Origin of the sequence: Pseudoxanthobacter sp. M-2 (genome assembly GCF_046156265.1) — a bacterium.
Lineage (GTDB): Bacteria > Pseudomonadota > Alphaproteobacteria > Rhizobiales > Segnochrobactraceae > CAMDHY01.
In genome coordinates, this window is sequence record NZ_JAWDIR010000007.1 from 20,189 (window position 1) to 37,266 (window position 17,078).

Consider the following 17,078-nt stretch of genomic DNA (forward strand, 5'->3'; position numbering starts at 1 on the left):
CCAGAATACCCGCCGTAAGGCGGGCGGCGTGCCGCTGCGATGGGCAGCGGCACGCGGCATCGTGCCCGGCTTCAGTGCACCGCGACGGTGATCAGGTCGTTCTGCAGGGCGCTCGCCACCGCGGCCTCGCGGCTGTCGGTGAGCAGGATCGGCGAGCCGTCGGCGCCGAGCAGCGCGAACAGCTTCAGCCCCGGCGCCAGCTTCGGCGCCTGCGGAAACAGGTTGGTCGCCTCGTCGGACGACATCGCCTTCACATAGGTGATGCGCCCGGCTCCGATACCGGCGAGAACCTCCGGCGGCACCACCTTCGTCTCGTTGACGGAACTACGCATTTTACGCCTCCTGCCCCACGTCCGTGACGGCCCGTGTGGCTCTGTGGCCCCCGTTCCGGGGCCGGTCTGTCCGCAAGCCGGCGTCGCCGCCGCCCTGGTCAGTCGCCGGCAAGGCGCCGGCTGGTCAGTCGCGTGCCGCGATATCGATCCGCCGCACGATCTTCTCGGGCTCCGGCCGGGCGAGGTCGATCGACAACAGCCCGTCCTTCAACTCCGCACCGAGGATATCGATGCCCTCGGCCAGCACGAACGCCCGCTGGAACTGCCGCGCGGCGATGCCGCGATGGAGGAACTGGCGGCCCTTGTCGTCGTCGGACTGGCGGCCGCGGATGAGGAGCTGGCGCTCCTCCACCACGACGTCGAGGTCCTCGCGCCGGAAGCCGGCGACCGCCAGCGTGATGCGCAGCACCTCGCCGTGGCCGTCCTCGGGCGGCAGCCGCTCGATGTTGTAGGGCGGGTAACCGTCGCTCGTCGCCTTCGACACCCGGTCGAGCACGCGCTCGATCTCGTCGAAGCCGAGCAGCAACGGGCTCGAAAAGGCGGTCATCCGCGACATGCCAAAGTCCTCGTTTCCCAAGCGACCTTGAAGTTCGACCTTGCGAACACAGCCCTACGGTCACGTCGGACCCGAGATCGGCATCCGGCGGCCCCGCGGCCGTTGCTCGGAATATGGGCAGGCAGGCGGTCGGGTTCAAGCGAGGGGCGGTGGCGATGGGGCACAACAACGGGCGTCATCCCGGCCAAGCGAGGCGCAGCCGAACGCAAAGCCGGGACCCAGCGGAAGACTTCGCGCCGAAGGCGCGGCTTGAGTGTCGCGCGTTCCGCGCGACAAGAGTCCGCTGGGTCCCGGATCGCTCCGCGTTGCTCCGCGTCCGGGATGACGGACGGTTCCGTCGACGGTTCCCCTCACGCCGCCTTGCTGGTGCCCGCGTCGACGATGGCGACGATGTCGGCCATGATGCGGGTGAGGTCGAAGTCCTTCGGCGTGTAGACCGCCGCCACACCGGCCGCCTTCAGCGACGCGGCGTCCTCCGGCGGGATGATGCCGCCGACCACGACCGGCACGTCGTCGAGCCCGGAGGCGCGCAGGCGCTGTAGCACGTCGCGGACAAGGGCGAGGTGCGAGCCCGACAGGATCGACAGCCCGACGACATGCACCCCCTCCTCGAGCGCCGCGTTGGCGATCTCCGCCGGCGTCAGCCGGATGCCCTCGTAGACGACCTCCATGCCGCAGTCGCGGGCACGGACCGCGATCTGCTCGGCGCCATTGGAGTGGCCGTCGAGACCGGGCTTGCCGACGAGGAGCTTCAGCCGCCGGCCGAGCTTGATCGACACCGACTCCACCGCGGCGCGCACGCTCGCGAGGTCGCCGGCGTCGCCCCGGGCGGCGCGGCCGACGCCGGTCGGCGCCCGGTACTCGCCGAAGACGCGGCGGAGCGTCTCGCCCCACTCGCCAGTGGTGACGCCGGCCTTGGCGCAGGCGATCGACGGCTCCATGACGTTGCGGCCCTCGCGGGCCGCAGCCTCGAGCGCGACGAGGGCGGCAGCGGCCGCCTTGCCGTCGCGGGCGTCGCGCCAGGCGGCGAGCCGTTCCACTGCCTCGGCCTCGACCGCCTCGTCGATTGTCTGCACGGCGGCCGCCCCGGTCGACAGCGGCGACGGTTCGCTCTCGGTGAAGGCGTTGACGCCGACGACGACGAGGTCGCCGCTCTCGATCGCCGAGAGGCGGGCGGCGTTCGCCTCCACGAGCTTCTGCTTCATGTAGCTCGACTCGACCGCGGCCACCGCGCCACCCATCTGGTCGATGCGGGCGAGTTCGGCGCGCGCTTCCGCCTTCAGCGCCTCGACCTTCTCGGCGATGGCGACCGAGCCGTCGAAGATGTCGGCGAACTCCAGAAGATCGGTCTCATAGGCAAGGATCTGCTGGGCCCGCAGGCTCCACTGCTGGTCGAACGGACGCGGCAGGCCGAGCGCCTCGTTCCACGCCGGCAGTTGCACCGCCCGGGCGCGGGCCGACTTCGACAGCGTCACCGCCAGCGTCTCGATGAGGATGCGATAAACGTTGTTCTCCGGCTGGCTCTCGGTGAGGCCGAGCGAGTTCACCTGCACGCCATAGCGGAACATCCGGTGCTTCGGATCCGTCACGCCGTAGCGGGTGGCGGTGATCTCGTCCCAGAGATCGACGAACGCCCGCATCTTGCAGATCTCGGTGACGAACCGCATGCCGGCGTTGACGAAGAAGGAGATGCGGCCGACCGCCGGCCCGAACTCGTCCGGCGGAATGGCGCCGGCCGCCTTCACCGCATCGAGCACCGAGATCGCGGTGGACAGCGCGAAGGCGAGCTCCTGCACCGGCGTCGCCCCGGCCTCCTGCAGGTGGTAGGAGCAGACGTTCATCGGGTTCCACTTCGGCATCGCGCCGTAGGTCCAGGCGATGACGTCGGTGGTGAGTCGAAGCGACGGCGCCGGCGGGAACACGTAGGTGCCGCGCGACAGATATTCCTTGATGATGTCGTTCTGCGTCGTGCCGGTGAGCTTGTCGCGGTCCGCCCCCTGCGCGTCCGCCGCCGCCACATAGAGGGCGAGCAGCCACGCCGCCGTGGCGTTGATCGTCATCGAGGTGTTCATCTTCTCGAGCGGGATGCCGTCGAAGAGGGTCCGCATGTCGCCGAGATGGGCGACCGGCACGCCGACCTTGCCGACCTCGCCGCGGGCGAGCGGGTGGTCGGGGTCGTAGCCGGTCTGGGTCGGCAGGTCGAAGGCGACCGACAGCCCGGTCTGGCCCTTCGCGAGGTTCATCTTGTAGAGCGCGTTCGACTTCTCCGCCGTCGAATGACCGGCGTAGGTGCGGAACATCCAGGGCTTATCGCGCGGAGCCTTGTCGCGGGAAGCTTTCGTTCCGCTCTCGGCGGCCGGCCTCTCGGCAGTCTTCTTCTCGTACATCGGCCCTCGCCTCCCCTGGCGCTTTCGCAAACCATGCCAGCCCGCTGGCCGTGGTGCAATGCGGCATTGGGAGAGCATGAAGGGTGCACCAGTTGCACTTTCGTCGACTTGATCGAAAGTTTCGATCGTTCAGTCGTCGACTTCATTCGAATGCTTGCGCCAAACGCCCCTCTCAGACGATTTTCCGTGTTGCAATGCGGAATGAGATGGGCATGCTCGGCCGACAAGAGGCGGCAGGAGCCGCCCGCGGAGGGACGGGAGAGAAGATCATGGCAGCGGCGGCCGGCGCACAGCGCGTCGAGACGGCACCCCGGGGCGTGCTGAAGGACCTCTACGAGCTCGGCGAGATCCCGCCGCTCGGCCACGTGCCGGCGAACATGTACGCCTGGACGATCCGCCGCGAGCGGCACGGGCCGCCGGAGCAGTCCTTCCAGGTGGAAGTCGTGCCGACCTGGCCCGTCGGCGAGACGGACGTGCTCGTCCTCGTGATGGCCGCCGGCGTCAACTACAACGGCATCTGGGCTGGGCTCGGCCAGCCGATCTCGCCCTTCGACGTCCACAAGCAGCCCTTCCACGTCGCCGGCTCCGACGCCTCCGGCATCGTCTGGGCGGTCGGCTCGAAGGTGAAGCGCTGGAAGGTGGGCGACGAGGTCGTCGTCCACTGCAACCAGGACGACGGCGACGACGAGGAGTGCAACGGCGGCGACCCGATGTTCTCCACGTCCCAGCGCATCTGGGGCTACGAGACGCCGGACGGCTCGTTCGCGCAGTTCTGCCGGGTGCAGGCGCGCCAGCTGATGCCGCGGCCGCGCCACCTCACCTGGGAAGAGGGCGCCTGCTACACGCTGACCCTCGCCACCGCCTACCGCATGCTGTTCGGCCACGCCCCGCACACCATCAAGCCGGGCGACAACGTGCTGGTCTGGGGCGCCTCCGGCGGCCTCGGCGTGTTCGGCGTGCAGCTCGTCGCCGCCTCCGGCGCGAACGCCATCGGCGTCATCTCCGACGAGAGCAAGCGCGACTACGTCATGGGCCTCGGCGCCAAGGGCGTCATCAACCGCAAGGACTTCGACTGCTGGGGCCAGATGCCGACGGTCAACTCGCCGGAATATTTGGCGTGGACCAAAGGGGCGCGCGCCTTCGGCAAGGCGATCTGGGACATCACGGGCAAGCGCGACGTCGACATCGTCTTCGAGCATCCCGGCGAGCAGACCTTCCCGGTCTCCTGCCTCGTGGTGAAGCGTGGCGGCATGGTGGTGTTCTGCGCCGGCACCACGGGCTTCAACATCACCTTCGACGCCCGCTACGTCTGGATGCGCCAGAAGCGCATCCAGGGCTCGCACTTCGCCCATCTCAAGCAGGCCTCGGCGGCGAACCAGTTCGTCATCGACCGCCGCATCGACCCGTGCATGTCGGAAGTCTTCCCGTGGTCCGACATCCCCAAGGCCCACACCAAGATGTGGAAGAACCAGCACGCCCCCGGCAACATGGCCGTGCTGGTCAACGCCCCGGTGTCGGGCCTCAGGACCTACGAGGACGTGATCGAGGCGTGCGGGGGGTAGGCGGGATCGGGACGGCGACCGTCAGGCGTTGGCCTCGTTGAGCGCCACCGCATCCGCCGCGGCGTCGAACGACCACTCGGCCGAGATCCAGTCCGGTACGCGCCCGACCGCCATCAAATTCTTGACGACGCGGCGCCGGCAGGTGGAGCACGGCGTCTCCTCGTAGACCCGCACGAGCCACGGCAGGCCCTCGTCGAGCGGAAGGCGGTCGTTCTCAATGATCTCCAGGATGCTGATGTAGGCCCAGTGGACGACGGCGTCCTCGCCGGCAGCACTCGCCGCCGCGATGAATGGATCGAAAAGGGCCGAGTCGCCCGGCTCCGCACTGCCGCGCAGAAGGTGCAGTCCGGCCCAGCCCGCCGCTGCTCCGTCGGTGATGGCAGCGAGAGCGAGTTGCCGGACGCCCGGATGGCACATCTGGCCGAACACTCTGCGCGCCGCGAACCGGACGCGTTTGTGCTCGCTCTTCAACAGCGGGAACAGCGGCTCCGGGTCGAGCGGGAATGGAATGCGGAAGAACAGGTGCAGGTAGGGCCGTCGGCGCAGGTCGTCCGTCTCGGCGAGCAGATCCGTCGCGGCGAGCGCCAGGTCCTCCGGTGAGGCACGGAACGACCAGCCGCCGGGAAATAGCGAACGCTCGCCGGCATCCAAGTCTGCCTTGAGGGTGCGGTAGTCGCTCGGCTGATCGCGCCACGTCGACCACGGCCCATCATAGGGCACGAGCGTCAGCAAATGGTCGAGCGCCGGCGAGGTGCAGCGCGCGTCCTCGAGCGCCTCGTTCGCGAGCGCCTCGCCGTCGCGCTCGCGCAGTTCGTAGAGCAGATGACCCAGCTCCCAATTCGCTTCCGCATAGTCTTGCCGGAAATGCTCGACGCAGTGCAGTAGCGCCGGCAACCCGTCGAGCCTTACCAGCGCGTTCGCGCAGCCGAAGCAGGCGGTGTCGAAGTCCGTGCGCGCGAGGAAGTCCCACAGCACGCGGCGATCGAAGGCCGGCTCGTCGGCGGCGAGAAGACAGAGGAGCTCGAAGGTCTGGCCGAGATCCTTGGGGCGCAGATCCTCGGAATGCATGTCCTCTGGGCGCATGTCGCCGGGACTTGGTTCCGCGGCACCGCCGCCTCTCTCCTCCGATCCCTTCCAGCCCACTGCCGCACCCGCACCCGCCAGGTGGGCGGCGAGGTCGCGCCGGAAGGCGTCCGCCTGTCCCGTGGCGAGGATCAGCCGGCGGAGATAGGCGGCCCGCGCTTCCTCGCACTGCGTGTCGAAGACCTCGTTGACCGTGCAGCTGTGGAAGAGCGCCGCGATGAGATCGGGATGGCCGTGATTTTCGCGCAGGATCAGCATGGCGCGGCCGGAGCCGCGCTGCAGGGACGACCGGAAGGCGTCGAGCGTCGCCGTCATGCTGTCTTTCGCGGCCACCCCGCGCGGCCGGCACTCTCCTAGCGTGTAGCCCCGACAGCGGCAACGCCCGATCGCCGCCACCGCGGCCCGGCCGCTGCCACACCGCCGCGCTCCTATCGCCTCTCACCCGGCCGCGTGCTATGGCGGCGGCGTCGGGCGGCGGAACGCTCCGCGCCCGGACGAGACAATGCAGTCGCACGGGGACCTCACATGTCGATCTTCCGCCTGGCCAAGGCCGCAGCGCTCGCCGCCGTCCTTTCCGTCGCCGCCCTGCCGGCGCTCGCCGACCCGATCACCATCACCGTCGAGGAAGCGTTCGGCGACGCCGTCGCGACCACCTTCGACGTGCAGGTCGTCGGCGTGTTCGCGGAGCGCGGCGAGCTGCTGGTGAAGACGCCGAACAAGGACCAGTACCCGCTCTACGTGCCGGAGGTGATCAACGACCCAGAGCTGACGGTGAAGAACCGCGTGCTCGAGGTGAGCTACGTGCTCGGCGTCGTCACCGACATCGAGGTGTTCCCGGGCGGCGAGCCCGGCTTCTCGGTCGAGGACGACGTCACCTGGGCCGACCAGGGCGACCTGCCCGTCGATTTCATCAAGCGCCTCGTCACCGCCACGGCGCAGGTCGTCAGCGTCGACGCCGCCGCCGGCACGGTCACCTTCATCGCCCCGGACGGCGAGACCCGCACCGCCCAGGTGCAGGACCCGAAGATCCTGCAGGAGCTGAAGGTGCGCCCGGGCGACCTCGCCGACATCACCTTCTTCGAGGCGATCGACCTCGACGCCAAGGCCTGACCGCAGGCCTCGCGCGCCTGAAGCTTCGCGACGGGCCGGCCCCGGCCGACCCGTCGCACTCGGTGCTTTCCGACCGCGGCCCGCCGCGCCGTGTTCTCTGCGCGTAGCCCGCCGCACGACCTCGCATTCGCCACGGCGAACGGACATCATGGCCGTGATGGGCCGCAATCTCTCCTCACCTCGCCGCCTCCTCACCGTCGCGATCCTCGCGTGGCTCGCCGCCGCTGCGGCGCCGCTGTCCGTCGGGGCGCAGACGGCCGCGCCGGCGACGTCGACCGCGCCGTCGACGGGGACCGCGACGACCGGGACGCCCGCGCCCGCCGCCCCGGCGGGGGCCGCGCCGGCCGCAACGACGCCAGCCGCCTCGCCACCCGGAACGACGGCCCCCGCTGCTTCACCCGCCACCGCCGCCGACGCGGGGGCCGGCGTCCTCATCGATCCCGTCGCCGAGGCGCGGCTCGCGACCTGGCGGGCGACGCTCGACCAGGTGACCGCCGCGCTCGCCCGCACCGATCTCGATGACGCTGCCCTCGAGCGGCTGCGCCTGGAGACCGGGGTGGTGCGCGACGCCGCCGCGGCAACGAGCCTCGAGCTCGCCCCGCGCATCAAGTCGGCCGAGGTCCGGCTCGGCCAGCTGGCGCAGCCGACGGACGCCGACGGCGTCGAGTCCGACCTCGTGAAGCGCGATCGCGAGCTCGAGAGCCGGTCTCTGGCGGCGCTGCGCGCCATCGACCAGCAGGCGCAGGTGCAGCGCCTGCGCGCCGAGGAACTGACGGCACAGATCATCGAGCGCCGTCGGGCCCTCTTCGCCGAACGCCTGTTCGAGCGGCGCGTCAGCGTGCTCGACCCCGTGCTGTGGGTGGCGGTCATCGGCGAGCTGCCGCGCGCGATGACGAGCGCACGGTTGCTGGTGGAGGACTGGGCCGGCGCCGTGCTCGACCGGGCCGGACGCGCCGCGGCCGCGCTGATCCTTCTCATCGCCGTCGCCGGCATCGTCGTCTACGCCACCTTCCGGCACCGCCTGCTCGCCATCGCCTGGCGCGCCGACGACACGGACACCGAGGTGCCCCCCCTCAAGCGGGCGCTGGCGGCCTGCGCCGTCCTGATTGCCAACACCGCGATACCCGTTCTCGGCCTGCTGCTGCTGCGCTTCACGCTCGAGGCGATGGACGTGCTGCCGACGCGCATCGAGCGGGTGCTGCGCGGCATCACCATCGCGGTCGGCTTCTTCTCCTTCTCCTTCGGCCTGTCGCGCGGCCTGCTCGCTCCCGGGCGGCCGAAATGGCGTCTGGTCGACTTGCCGGAGGCCGCGATCGATCCGGCCATCCGCTGGATCCTGATCGGCGGCGGCGTGTTCGCCGTCGGCATCGCCCTTCTCACCGCCGCCTCCGTGCTCGCCTTGCCGGTGGTGGTGACGGTCGCCGTGCAGGCCGTGGTGGCGGTGGCGCTCGCGATCATCACGGCGCTCCTGCTCCGGGCGGTGTCGCGTGGGCTGTCTATGGGCGAGGACCAGCCCGAGGGCGAGGCCGGCGGCCGCTGGCGCTGGCTGATCCCCCTCGGCTGGCTGGTGGTGGCCGCGACGCTGGCCGCAGCCGTCGCCGGCTATCTGGCGCTCGCCTGGTTCCTCGCCACGCAGATCGTCTGGACCGCCTCGGTGCTGGGCCTGCTGCTGCTGCTCCTCACCGTCGTCGACGAGGCGACGAGTGCGGGCTTCAAGTCCGGCACCGGTGTCGGCCGCTTCCTGTCGGCGAACTTCGGCCTTTCCTATGCGGCGATCGGGCAGATCGGCGTGCTCTTGTCCGGCGTCGCCCGGCTGCTCCTGATCATCGTCGCGGTGCTCCTGATCATCGGGCGGCTCGGCTTCTCGTCCGCCGACCTCTCCTCGATCAGCGCGGCCATCGTTTCCGGCCTGTCGATCGGCGGCCTGACGCTGTCGCCGACGGCGATCCTCGGCGCGATCGTGCTGTTCGTGCTCGGCGTCGCGGCGACGCGCGGCCTGCAGCAGTGGCTCGACCAGCGCTATCTGCCGCGCACCCGGCTCGACGTCGGGCTGAAGACCTCGATCCGCACCGGCGTCGGCTATGTCGGCACCATCGCCGCCGGCATGATCGCCTTCGCCTTCGCGGGCTTGAACCTGCAGAACATCGCCATCGTCGCCGGCGCGCTCTCCGTCGGCATCGGCTTTGGCCTGCAGTCGATCGTCAACAACTTCGTCTCCGGCCTGATCCTGCTCGCCGAGCGGCCGATCAAGGTCGGCGACTGGATCGTCGTCGGACCGGACGAGGGCACCGTCAAGCGCATCAACGTCCGCTCGACCGAGATCGAGACCTTCGACCGCGCCACCGTCATCGTGCCGAACTCGAGCCTGATCTCCGGCACCGTGAAGAACTGGATGCACCACGACCTCACCGGCCGGGTGATGCTGCCGGTGGGCGTCGGCTACGACGCCGACCCGGAGCGCGTGATCGCCATCCTGCTCGCCGCCGCCCGCGGTCATCCGCAGGTGCTGGCCTACCCGCAGCCCTTCGCCCAGTTCACCAACTTCGGCGCCTCGACGCTCGACTTCGTGCTGTTCTGCTACGTCGCCAACGTCGGCAACATGGGCGGCGTGCGCTCCGACCTGCGCGTCGCGATCCTGAAGGCCTTCCGGGAGGCGAGCATCGAGATCCCGTTCGCCCAGAGCGACGTGAAGATCCGCGACTTCGACCGTATCGAGGCGCTCGTCCGCGATTTCATCCTGAAGCGTGCGGACGAGGGTCCGGCCGGCGGCGCGGGTACCCCCGACGGACCGCCCGCGGGCGGTGGCAAGCCGGCCGGCGGCGCATGAGCGAGGACGCTTGACGAAGGGTGGTCCGTCCGCCTCCCATGGCGGCATCACACCCGCCGAGCGGAGCCGCCATGTCGCTGATTTCCATAGCCGTCGTCAGTCTCGAGCCGCCCGAGCGCTATCTCGGCCAGCTCGTCAAGCATTTCGGCCACCGGGTGCCGACGACGCTGGAGGAGGGCCGCGGCTCGATCACCTTCCCGTTCGGCACCTGCACGCTGGTGGCGGAGGGCTCGACGCTGCGCCTGCGCCTGAAGGCGCCCGACGCCGAGGACCTCGGCCAGCTCGAGCATGTCATCAAGGAGCACCTCGAGCGCTTCGCCTTCAAGACGAACCCCGACATCACATGGGTGCGCGACCCGGTGTGACTGGGCGTCCGTCGCCGAGCCCAGGTGGATCGCGCAAAGGCCCCGCTTCGTTGGCAACCCCCCCGCCGGCGTGATACCTCCGCTGTCCCTCCTGTCGGGAACGCCCATCGATGACGGCCGCCGTGACCACCCCGACCGTCGCCAGCCCTGCCGTCGCCTTCGTCCCGAACGCCACCGAAGGGGCCCAGGCCGCCTGCGAGCGCCTGCGCGCCCGCTATGGCAGCGTCGCGGCGGAGCAGGCCGACGTCATCGTGGCGCTCGGCGGCGACGGGCTGATGCTCGAGACGCTGCACCGCTTCATGAACACCGGCAAGCCGATCTACGGCATGAACCGCGGCTCCGTCGGCTTCCTGATGAACGAGTTCAACGAGGACGGCCTGCTCGACCGGCTGGCAGCCGCCGAGGTGACGGCGCTGAAGCCTTTGCGCATGACCGCCGTCGACCGGGCCGGGAAGACCTACCGGGGCTACGCGCTCAACGAGGTGTCGCTTTTGCGCGAGACGCACCAGGCGGCGAAGCTGCGCATCTCCATCGATGGCCGCGTCCGCCTCGAGGAGTTGATCTGCGACGGCGTGCTGGTGGCGACGCCGGCGGGCTCGACGGCCTACAACCTCTCCGCCCACGGCCCGATCCTGCCACTCGACGCCTCGCTTCTGGCGCTGACGCCGATCAGCGCCTTCCGGCCGCGGCGCTGGCGCGGCGCATTGGTGCCGAAGGCCGCGAAGATCGCCATCGAGGTGCTGGAGATCGACAAGCGCCCCGTCGCCGCCGCCGCCGACCACACCGAGATCCGCAACGTCGCGCGCGTCGACGTCGAGGAGGACCCGGTGGCGACGAGCCTCGTGATGTTCGACAACGACCACTCATGGTCGGAGCGCATCCTCACCGAGCAGTTCCGCTACTGACGGACCGCGACAGCGCGCAGGGAGGGACCATGGCCGGCCTCTGGTTCGAGGACTGCACCCCCGGGCGGGTGGTCCCGCACGCGATCCGCCGCTCCGTCACCGAGATGGACAACGTGCTGTTCTCGTCTTTGACGATGAACCCGCAGCCGCTGCACATCGATTTCGCCGCCGCGGCGAAGACCGAGTTCGGCCGGCCGCTGGTCAACAGCCTGTTCACGCTCGGCCTCGTCATCGGCCTCAGCGTCCACGAGACGACGCTCGGGACGATCGTCGCCAACCTCGGCATGACCGAGGTGAAGTTCCCGAACCCGGTCTTCCACGGCGACACCATCGGCGTCGTCTCGACGGTCAAGGCGGCTCGGGAATCGCGCTCGCGGCCGGACGCCGGCATCGTCGAGTTCGAGCACGTCGCCACCAACCAGGACGGCGTCGTGGTGGCCACCTGCCTGCGCCAGGTGCTGCTGCAGAAGCGCCCGGCGGACACCGCCGGCGCCTGAACCCGCTTCCGAGACCTGTTTCCGAGACCGTTTCCCCGAGACCCTGGAGACCGCCGATGCGCTCGCTGCTCTTCGTTCCGGGCGACAGCCCGCGCAAACTCGACAAGGCGGTCGAGAGCGGCGCCGACGTGCTGCTGCTCGACCTCGAGGATTCCGTCGCCGCCGACGCCAAGCCCGCCGCCCGCGAGGCGACCGCCGCCTTCCTGCGCCGCACCCGCGGCGTGCCGGGCCGGCCGCGCCTCTATGTGCGCATCAATGCGCTCGGCAGCGGCCTCGCCGACGCCGACCTCGACGCCGTGATGGCGGCGGGACCGGACGGCATCCTTCTGCCGAAGGCCGTCGGCGGCCGCGACGTCACCCACCTCGACGCCAAGATCGCCGTGCGCGAGGCGGTCGACGGCCTGCCGGACGGCGGCACCGAGATCGTCGCCATCGCCACCGAGACGGCGGCCTCGCTGTTCTCGATGGGCACGTTCCAGGGCGCGAGCCGCCGCCTGCGCGGGCTCACCTGGGGGGCAGAGGACCTGTCGGCCGACCTCGGCGCGATCCGCCAGCGCGACGCCGACGGCCACTTCACCGATGCCTTCCGCCTCGCCCGCACGCTCTGCCTCGCCGGCGCGGTGGCGGCGGGCGTCGCGCCGATCGATTCGATCCACGCCGCCTTCCGCGACCTCGATGGGCTGGCGGCGGAAGCCGAAGCGGCGGCGCTCGACGGCTTCACCGGCAAGCTCGCCATCCACCCCGCCCAGGTGCCGGTGATCAACACGGCCTTCACGCCGACGGCGGACGCAGTCGGGCGGGCGCGGGCGGTGCTCGCCGCCTTCGCGGCGGCCGGGCCGGGGGCGGGGGTCGTCTCGCTCGACGGCGCGATGCTCGATCAGCCGCACCGGCTGCAGGCGGAGCGCCTCATCGCCCGCGCCCGCGCCGCCGGACTCGGCTGAAGGCGTTCGGAGCCGCCGGCGCGGTTTTAGTCCGTGCCGCCGGCGCAGTTCTAGTCCGTACCGCCGGCGCCCGGAGGCCGCTTCATCACGAAGATGGTGTCCGGCCGGGCGACCGAATAGTTGAAGCCGCCGAGGCGGGTGATCGTCTCGAGCTTGCCCGGATCGACGCGCCCGTCGACGATGACGCGCTCGTCGAGATGCACGCCCACCACCTCGCCGAAGACGATGACGTTCTTCGTCTGCTTGCCGTGGCGGTCGTCGAGCTGCACCGTCTTGAGCAGGACGCACTCGAGCGCCGCCGGCGATTCCGCCACCCGCGGCGGCTTCACCGCCACGCACGGCGCCATCGTCAGGCCCGCGAGCTCGAACTCGCTCACCCCCGCCGCAGCCGGCGCCGACGTGATGTTGACCTCTTCCCGCAGCGTCCAGGTGGCGAGGTTGCAGACGAACTCGCCGGTCGCCAGGACGTTGGCGAGCGAGTGCTTCATCCCGGCGGAGGAGAACATCACCACCGCCGGCTTCTCGCCGACGGCGTTGAAGTAGCTGTAGGGGGCGAGGTTCGGCCGCCCCTCGGCGTCGATCGTCGAGATCCAGCCGATCGGCCGCGGCGCGACGATCGCCTTGAAGGGATCGCGCTCGAGCGACGGGTGGCCGGTGGCGAGGTCGAAATAGATCACGGGCTGAGCCTCTTCAGGGCCTCGGGACGGGGCCTCAGAACTCGGTGACGAGCTTGGCGATGTCGGGCCGGTCGCGCTCGAACGGCGGCTGCTTCGGCGTGCCGACGTGGACGAAGCCGGCGAAGCGCTCGCCGTCCTGCAGTCCGAGCAGCGTCCCCGCCTCGGCGTCGAACGACGGCCACTCGGTGATCCACTGCGCCGCGAAGCCGTGGGCGTGGATGGCGTGCAGGAGGTTGACGCCGACGGCGCCGGCCGAGAGCTGCTGCTCCCACTCCGGCACCTTGACGTGCGGTCCGGCACGGCTGACGAGGCCGATCGTCAGCGGCACGCGGGTGAAGCGGGCACGCTCGAAGGCGAGGCGATCGGCCGAGGTCGCCGGGTCGCGGCCGGCCAGAAGGTCCGCCAGCGCCGCGCCGGCCCGTGCCGCACCATCGCCGCGGTAGAGGATGAAGCGCCAGGGGGCGAGCTTGCCGTGGTCCGGCACGCGCGCGGCGATCGTCAGGATGTCGGTGAGTGACGCCGCGTCCGGTCCGGGCTCGCCGAGCTGCGGGGCGGGAATGGAGCGGCGGGTGCGCAGGTGCGTCAGGAGATCGGTCATCGGTGTCCGCTGGGCGAGGGTCGGGAAGCGCGCGTTCGGCGCGGAGGTCTGGCGCCCTCCACGAGTGGCGACACGGCTCGACGGGCGCCGGGACGCTGCCGGAAGGGCGGGGCCGCGCCATCAGGGCGAAGCATGGCGCGCCTGTCAACGTCGCGCGGGTGGCGCCCGGCGCCTCCGGCGGTGTACACACCGTCACCGCCCTTCGTCGGGCCGGTGCGGCGGGGCCTTGAAATCGCCCCCGTTTTGCGACTGCAGTGCGGCGGGATCATCGGCTGACGGAGCACCACGGATGGCGGACGGCGGCGAGCGGAGCAACCATCTCCTGCGGCGGACGGCAGGCTCGCTGCTCGCTCTCGCCACGCTCCTCGCGGCAGCCCCGGCCGCTCTCGCCGAGCCGACTGCCGGCGCCTACGTCGTCCCCCGCCCGCGCCCGCCCGCCGACGCCGCCACCGCCAATCCGCTCGCCACGACGCCACCGCCGCAGACGGCGGTGCCCTACGCCCCGGCCGTGACGCCCGATACCGGCCGCCCGGCGGGCCGCGAGGTGCCGCTCTATCTCGTCGCCAAGCTGACGGAGGAGGGCGAGTCGATCGCCTCCGGCATGACATGGCGGGTTTTCCGGGCCATGGCCGACGAGACGGGCAAGCTGCCGCTCGTCGGCTCCGCCGTCGGCGGCGACGCCGAGTTCCGCCTGAAGCCCGGCACCTATTTCGTCCACGCCGCCTTCGGCAAGGCCGGCACGACGCTGCGCGTCGACCTCATGGACGAGGTCGTCAGCGAGACGGTGGTGATGAACGCCGGCGGCCTCAAGCTGGAGGCGGTGATCGACGAGGACCTGCCGATCGACCCGGCCGAAGTCGAGTTCGACGTGCTCGCCAACGTCGCCGGCGAACGCGTGCTCGTCGCCGAGAAGGTCGAGCCCTCGGCGATCCTGCGGGTCGCCGCCGGCACCTACCAGGTCGTCAGCCGCTATGGCGGCGTCAACGCCGTGCTGCGCGCCGACCTCGAGGTGCAGCCGGGCAAGCTGACCGAGGCGATCCTCCACCACCAGGCAGCCGAGGTGACCCTGAAGCTCGTCGCCGAGCCCGGCGGCGAGGCGCTCGCCAACACCCACTGGTCGGTGCTGAGCCCGGGCGGCGACGTCGTCGTCGAGGACATCGGCGCCTTCCCGAGCTTCGTGCTCGCCGAGGGCGAGTACGCCGTCGTCGCGAAGAACGCCAACCGCGTCTACAACGGCGCCTTCCACGTCGAGGCCGGCCGCGACCGCGACGTGGAAGTCATCGCCACGGAAGAGACGGTGCCGGGGCGGCTGGAGGAGTAGCGACGGCTCTAGGCGAATCTCAGGCCGGAATTCCACACCTGCGACACGCTAGACCGACAATTGCCACGAGAAAGCGACCCCATCTGGGGCCGCGGTCGTGCGTGTGTCAGCGCAATGTAGAGACCGTCACTGACGGGCCGCCGGATACCTAAGTTCCGGCCAATCCCGTAATCGGCTCAGGCGGCTTGAGGAGGTATTTTACATGATCCCATGTGTACAGCTTAATGTTCATTGCTTCATACATCATTATTCCACGAATTTTTAGAGATTCTGCGGCCGCCTCGATTTCTTGTGGGTTACTGCTATTTATAAGTTTTTCATTACGTCCAATAATAACCCCACCGGGCCTGACAAAATCACCGTACGTGGAGTACCTAGAATGAAACGCCCCGTCTCTTTGAGCAAGATAAACGTATTGGATTAGCTGGTTTTCAGCTTTAACAAGATCGTCTGATGGTCCATACCGGTTGTTATTACCGTCCCACTTCATCAGTAGGTTCTGTGGAGCCTTCAATTCCCAGAACCGGACATGCCGCTGCAGTCCAGTAGCCGTTCTGATGTTTGCGGCAACTATAAAATCACTTGATCCATAAAAGCTGCGTTGCTCTAACCGTATGGTAACGAATGACTCTGGCGTTTGTTCAAAAAGCTTCTCAGCAATGTCTCCAACATATTGTTGACACTCCCTCTCGGTGTGCCGGGTTGTATCATCGATCAATGCGCAGAAAGCGTCAAACGACATGGCCCGCTCTGTGCACGTAATCGCGAATATAACTGGCAAGAAGCAGATCAATATCCGCGAACGCCTCGACCCAGCCGCTTGGATCAGAGACAGTCACTGCAATTGCAGTTTCCACCTCATACGAGATATTTCCGCCTTCGAGGGCACCTCTCCTGAACAAAACCGAAGAATTTCCAAACACACGGACTGCCCCAGACTCAACTTTAAAATTAATGTCAACAAACATGCATCCGCGAGAGTTTTCAAATGAAAAAAGTGTTGGTATCTCTTTAGAATTTGTTACAAGAAGTGGAAATGGATTTCCAAAGTTTCTGTGCCTTTCACTACACTGGGAAATGAACGGCCTCGACCCTATTGCCCAATATGATATGTAGGTACCGCTCCAGAATGCATTTCGTACACGCTCAGCGCCGAAAGCCTTTAAAGTAACAGAGGGTGGCGCAAGTGCGATCCGCCGACGCCAGATATCCGCCAACACTCTAGGCAGCTCTGCCTTGAACGAGACAGATTGCCGAGCTGAATCGTTCAGTCCAAGTTGGTGCTGCGCCAGCGCCTGCATCATCAATCCGCGGTTAACCCCAGAGTTGCGTGATCCGCATTGCATGGTAACCTCGCCCTTGAAAAAACCAAGGGGGGGAAAGCATCCGTGTCCGTTTCTTCGCGCAAACTCAGCGCCACCCAGCTTAGCGGTGTAGGATTCTCGAATGGAGGCAACGACTGCACCCTTGGATTTCTCCTAGACGATGGGTCCGAGCTCCGCATAAAGCTTCCGACGGCTGCTGTTGAAATGTTCATTAACGTGGTGGCGCAAAAGGCGCCGCCTGCGGGGACGCGGCCTGACGAAGATCTCGAGCTTCTTTACAATGTTCACGGATTTGGCGGAAAGCTAGTGGAGAGCGGTGATCTGCACCTCTCGTTGTTCGTGTCGCCCGAGGACGCTTTCCACTTCCGTGTCCCCGCCAAAGAGTCCGAAAATTTCTTCAACGGAGTGATGGCGCTGCGCGACGGGACGGCTCACTAGTCGAAGTCCCTTACCAACGCAGCGCCGGCCGCGCATGCGCGTCTGCCTTCAGGATCCGGTCGACGAGGTCCATGTCGGCTTGCCACCACTCCAGGCCCACCCAACACGCCCACCTGGGGCGTCGCCCAGCCGCCAGATCGGCGGCCGGCACTCT

General features: G+C 68.7%; 17 protein-coding genes. 9 read left to right on the top strand and 8 right to left on the bottom strand.

Annotated elements, in window-relative coordinates; all coding sequences use genetic code 11:
- Positions 1-71 precede the first annotated feature (71 nt).
- The 3 genes from RUR49_RS04190 to RUR49_RS04200 all read right to left on the bottom strand — a co-directional run bounded on the left by RUR49_RS04190 (position 72) and on the right by RUR49_RS04200 (position 3,275).
- The gene (locus RUR49_RS04190; protein WP_409145039.1) at positions 72-332 is read right to left on the bottom strand and encodes a DUF1150 family protein; all 261 of its coding nucleotides are present in this window, start codon (positions 330-332) and stop codon (positions 72-74) included.
- Between the two features lie 124 nt (positions 333-456).
- Positions 457-888 (bottom strand): Hsp20 family protein, encoded by a 432-nt coding sequence (locus tag RUR49_RS04195; RefSeq protein ID WP_409145040.1) that lies wholly within the window; start codon positions 886-888, stop codon positions 457-459.
- A gap of 350 nt (positions 889-1,238) precedes the next feature.
- Positions 1,239-3,275: a methylmalonyl-CoA mutase family protein gene (locus tag RUR49_RS04200; protein WP_409145041.1), complete on the bottom strand. Its 2,037-nt coding sequence runs from the start codon at positions 3,273-3,275 to the stop codon at positions 1,239-1,241.
- Positions 3,276-3,544: 269 nt separating this feature from the next.
- On the opposite strand from RUR49_RS04200, the gene ccrA reads away from it, so the two are divergent.
- Entirely contained in the window at positions 3,545-4,837 is a 1,293-nt protein-coding gene (gene ccrA / locus RUR49_RS04205; RefSeq protein ID WP_409145042.1) for a crotonyl-CoA carboxylase/reductase, read from the top strand.
- Between the two features lie 21 nt (positions 4,838-4,858).
- On the opposite strand, the gene RUR49_RS04210 is transcribed toward ccrA, so the two are convergent.
- Positions 4,859-6,235 (bottom strand): hypothetical protein, encoded by a 1,377-nt coding sequence (locus RUR49_RS04210; protein ID WP_409145043.1) that lies wholly within the window; start codon positions 6,233-6,235, stop codon positions 4,859-4,861.
- Between the two features lie 210 nt (positions 6,236-6,445).
- Between RUR49_RS04210 and RUR49_RS04215 the strand changes: the two genes are divergently transcribed.
- From RUR49_RS04215 to RUR49_RS04240, 6 genes are all read left to right on the top strand, one after another.
- On the top strand, positions 6,446-7,030 hold the full coding sequence (locus RUR49_RS04215) for a hypothetical protein (RefSeq protein WP_409145044.1): 585 nt from the start codon (positions 6,446-6,448) through the stop codon (positions 7,028-7,030).
- Between the two features lie 148 nt (positions 7,031-7,178).
- Positions 7,179-9,857 carry a DUF3772 domain-containing protein gene (locus RUR49_RS04220; protein ID WP_409145045.1) on the top strand — a complete coding sequence of 893 codons (2,679 nt, stop codon included), beginning with the start codon at positions 7,179-7,181 and terminating at the stop codon, positions 9,855-9,857.
- Positions 9,858-9,928: 71 nt separating this feature from the next.
- Positions 9,929-10,222, top strand: coding sequence for a DUF2218 domain-containing protein (locus RUR49_RS04225; protein WP_409145046.1), 294 nt, complete (start codon positions 9,929-9,931; stop codon positions 10,220-10,222).
- 110 nt (positions 10,223-10,332) lie between these two features.
- Positions 10,333-11,127 carry an NAD kinase gene (locus tag RUR49_RS04230; RefSeq protein WP_409145047.1) on the top strand — a complete coding sequence of 265 codons (795 nt, stop codon included), beginning with the start codon at positions 10,333-10,335 and terminating at the stop codon, positions 11,125-11,127.
- A gap of 29 nt (positions 11,128-11,156) precedes the next feature.
- On the top strand, positions 11,157-11,624 hold the full coding sequence (locus RUR49_RS04235; RefSeq protein ID WP_409145048.1) for a MaoC family dehydratase: 468 nt from the start codon (positions 11,157-11,159) through the stop codon (positions 11,622-11,624).
- Between the two features lie 56 nt (positions 11,625-11,680).
- Entirely contained in the window at positions 11,681-12,565 is an 885-nt protein-coding gene (locus tag RUR49_RS04240; RefSeq protein ID WP_409145049.1) for an HpcH/HpaI aldolase/citrate lyase family protein, read from the top strand.
- Between the two features lie 50 nt (positions 12,566-12,615).
- Here the strand turns inward: RUR49_RS04240 and RUR49_RS04245 are convergent, their stop codons facing one another.
- Positions 12,616-13,239 (bottom strand): flavin reductase family protein, encoded by a 624-nt coding sequence (locus RUR49_RS04245; RefSeq protein ID WP_409145078.1) that lies wholly within the window; start codon positions 13,237-13,239, stop codon positions 12,616-12,618.
- A 37-nt stretch (positions 13,240-13,276) separates the two neighbouring features.
- Positions 13,277-13,840: a nitroreductase gene (locus tag RUR49_RS04250; protein WP_409145050.1), complete on the bottom strand. Its 564-nt coding sequence runs from the start codon at positions 13,838-13,840 to the stop codon at positions 13,277-13,279.
- Between the two features lie 289 nt (positions 13,841-14,129).
- Here RUR49_RS04250 and RUR49_RS04255 point away from each other — a divergent pair, with 289 nt between their 5' ends.
- Positions 14,130-15,161 carry a hypothetical protein gene (locus RUR49_RS04255; protein ID WP_409145051.1) on the top strand — a complete coding sequence of 344 codons (1,032 nt, stop codon included), beginning with the start codon at positions 14,130-14,132 and terminating at the stop codon, positions 15,159-15,161.
- A 148-nt stretch (positions 15,162-15,309) separates the two neighbouring features.
- Here RUR49_RS04255 and RUR49_RS04260 read toward each other — a convergent pair whose 3' ends face one another.
- Positions 15,310-15,903, bottom strand: a complete 594-nt coding sequence (locus tag RUR49_RS04260) for a hypothetical protein (RefSeq protein WP_409145052.1) — start codon at positions 15,901-15,903, stop codon at positions 15,310-15,312.
- Positions 15,893-16,465 (bottom strand): hypothetical protein, encoded by a 573-nt coding sequence (locus RUR49_RS04265; protein WP_409145053.1) that lies wholly within the window; start codon positions 16,463-16,465, stop codon positions 15,893-15,895. Before RUR49_RS04265 ends, RUR49_RS04260 begins: the two co-directional genes overlap by 11 nt.
- 84 nt (positions 16,466-16,549) lie before the next feature.
- Here RUR49_RS04265 and RUR49_RS04270 point away from each other — a divergent pair, with 84 nt between their 5' ends.
- A complete protein-coding gene (locus tag RUR49_RS04270; protein ID WP_409145054.1) occupies positions 16,550-16,924 on the top strand; it encodes a hypothetical protein in 375 nt (124 codons plus the stop codon).
- Positions 16,925-17,078 lie beyond the last annotated feature (154 nt).

Excerpts from the sequence above, each read along its gene's own strand:
- RUR49_RS04190 (WP_409145039.1), bottom strand. The coding sequence starts at position 332 with ATGCGTAGTTCCGTCAACGAGACGAAGGTGGTGCCGCCGGAGGTTCTC.
- RUR49_RS04195 (WP_409145040.1), bottom strand. The coding sequence starts at position 888 with ATGTCGCGGATGACCGCCTTTTCGAGCCCGTTGCTGCTCGGCTTCGAC.
- RUR49_RS04200 (WP_409145041.1), bottom strand. The coding sequence starts at position 3,275 with ATGTACGAGAAGAAGACTGCCGAGAGGCCGGCCGCCGAGAGCGGAACG.
- ccrA (WP_409145042.1), top strand. The coding sequence starts at position 3,545 with ATGGCAGCGGCGGCCGGCGCACAGCGCGTCGAGACGGCACCCCGGGGC.
- RUR49_RS04210 (WP_409145043.1), bottom strand. The coding sequence starts at position 6,235 with ATGACGGCGACGCTCGACGCCTTCCGGTCGTCCCTGCAGCGCGGCTCC.
- RUR49_RS04215 (WP_409145044.1), top strand. The coding sequence starts at position 6,446 with ATGTCGATCTTCCGCCTGGCCAAGGCCGCAGCGCTCGCCGCCGTCCTT.
- RUR49_RS04220 (WP_409145045.1), top strand. The coding sequence starts at position 7,179 with ATGGCCGTGATGGGCCGCAATCTCTCCTCACCTCGCCGCCTCCTCACC.
- RUR49_RS04225 (WP_409145046.1), top strand. The coding sequence starts at position 9,929 with ATGTCGCTGATTTCCATAGCCGTCGTCAGTCTCGAGCCGCCCGAGCGC.
- RUR49_RS04230 (WP_409145047.1), top strand. The coding sequence starts at position 10,333 with ATGACGGCCGCCGTGACCACCCCGACCGTCGCCAGCCCTGCCGTCGCC.
- RUR49_RS04235 (WP_409145048.1), top strand. The coding sequence starts at position 11,157 with ATGGCCGGCCTCTGGTTCGAGGACTGCACCCCCGGGCGGGTGGTCCCG.
- RUR49_RS04240 (WP_409145049.1), top strand. The coding sequence starts at position 11,681 with ATGCGCTCGCTGCTCTTCGTTCCGGGCGACAGCCCGCGCAAACTCGAC.
- RUR49_RS04250 (WP_409145050.1), bottom strand. The coding sequence starts at position 13,840 with ATGACCGATCTCCTGACGCACCTGCGCACCCGCCGCTCCATTCCCGCC.
- RUR49_RS04255 (WP_409145051.1), top strand. The coding sequence starts at position 14,130 with ATGGCGGACGGCGGCGAGCGGAGCAACCATCTCCTGCGGCGGACGGCA.
- RUR49_RS04260 (WP_409145052.1), bottom strand. The coding sequence starts at position 15,903 with ATGTCGTTTGACGCTTTCTGCGCATTGATCGATGATACAACCCGGCAC.
- RUR49_RS04265 (WP_409145053.1), bottom strand. The coding sequence starts at position 16,465 with ATGATGCAGGCGCTGGCGCAGCACCAACTTGGACTGAACGATTCAGCT.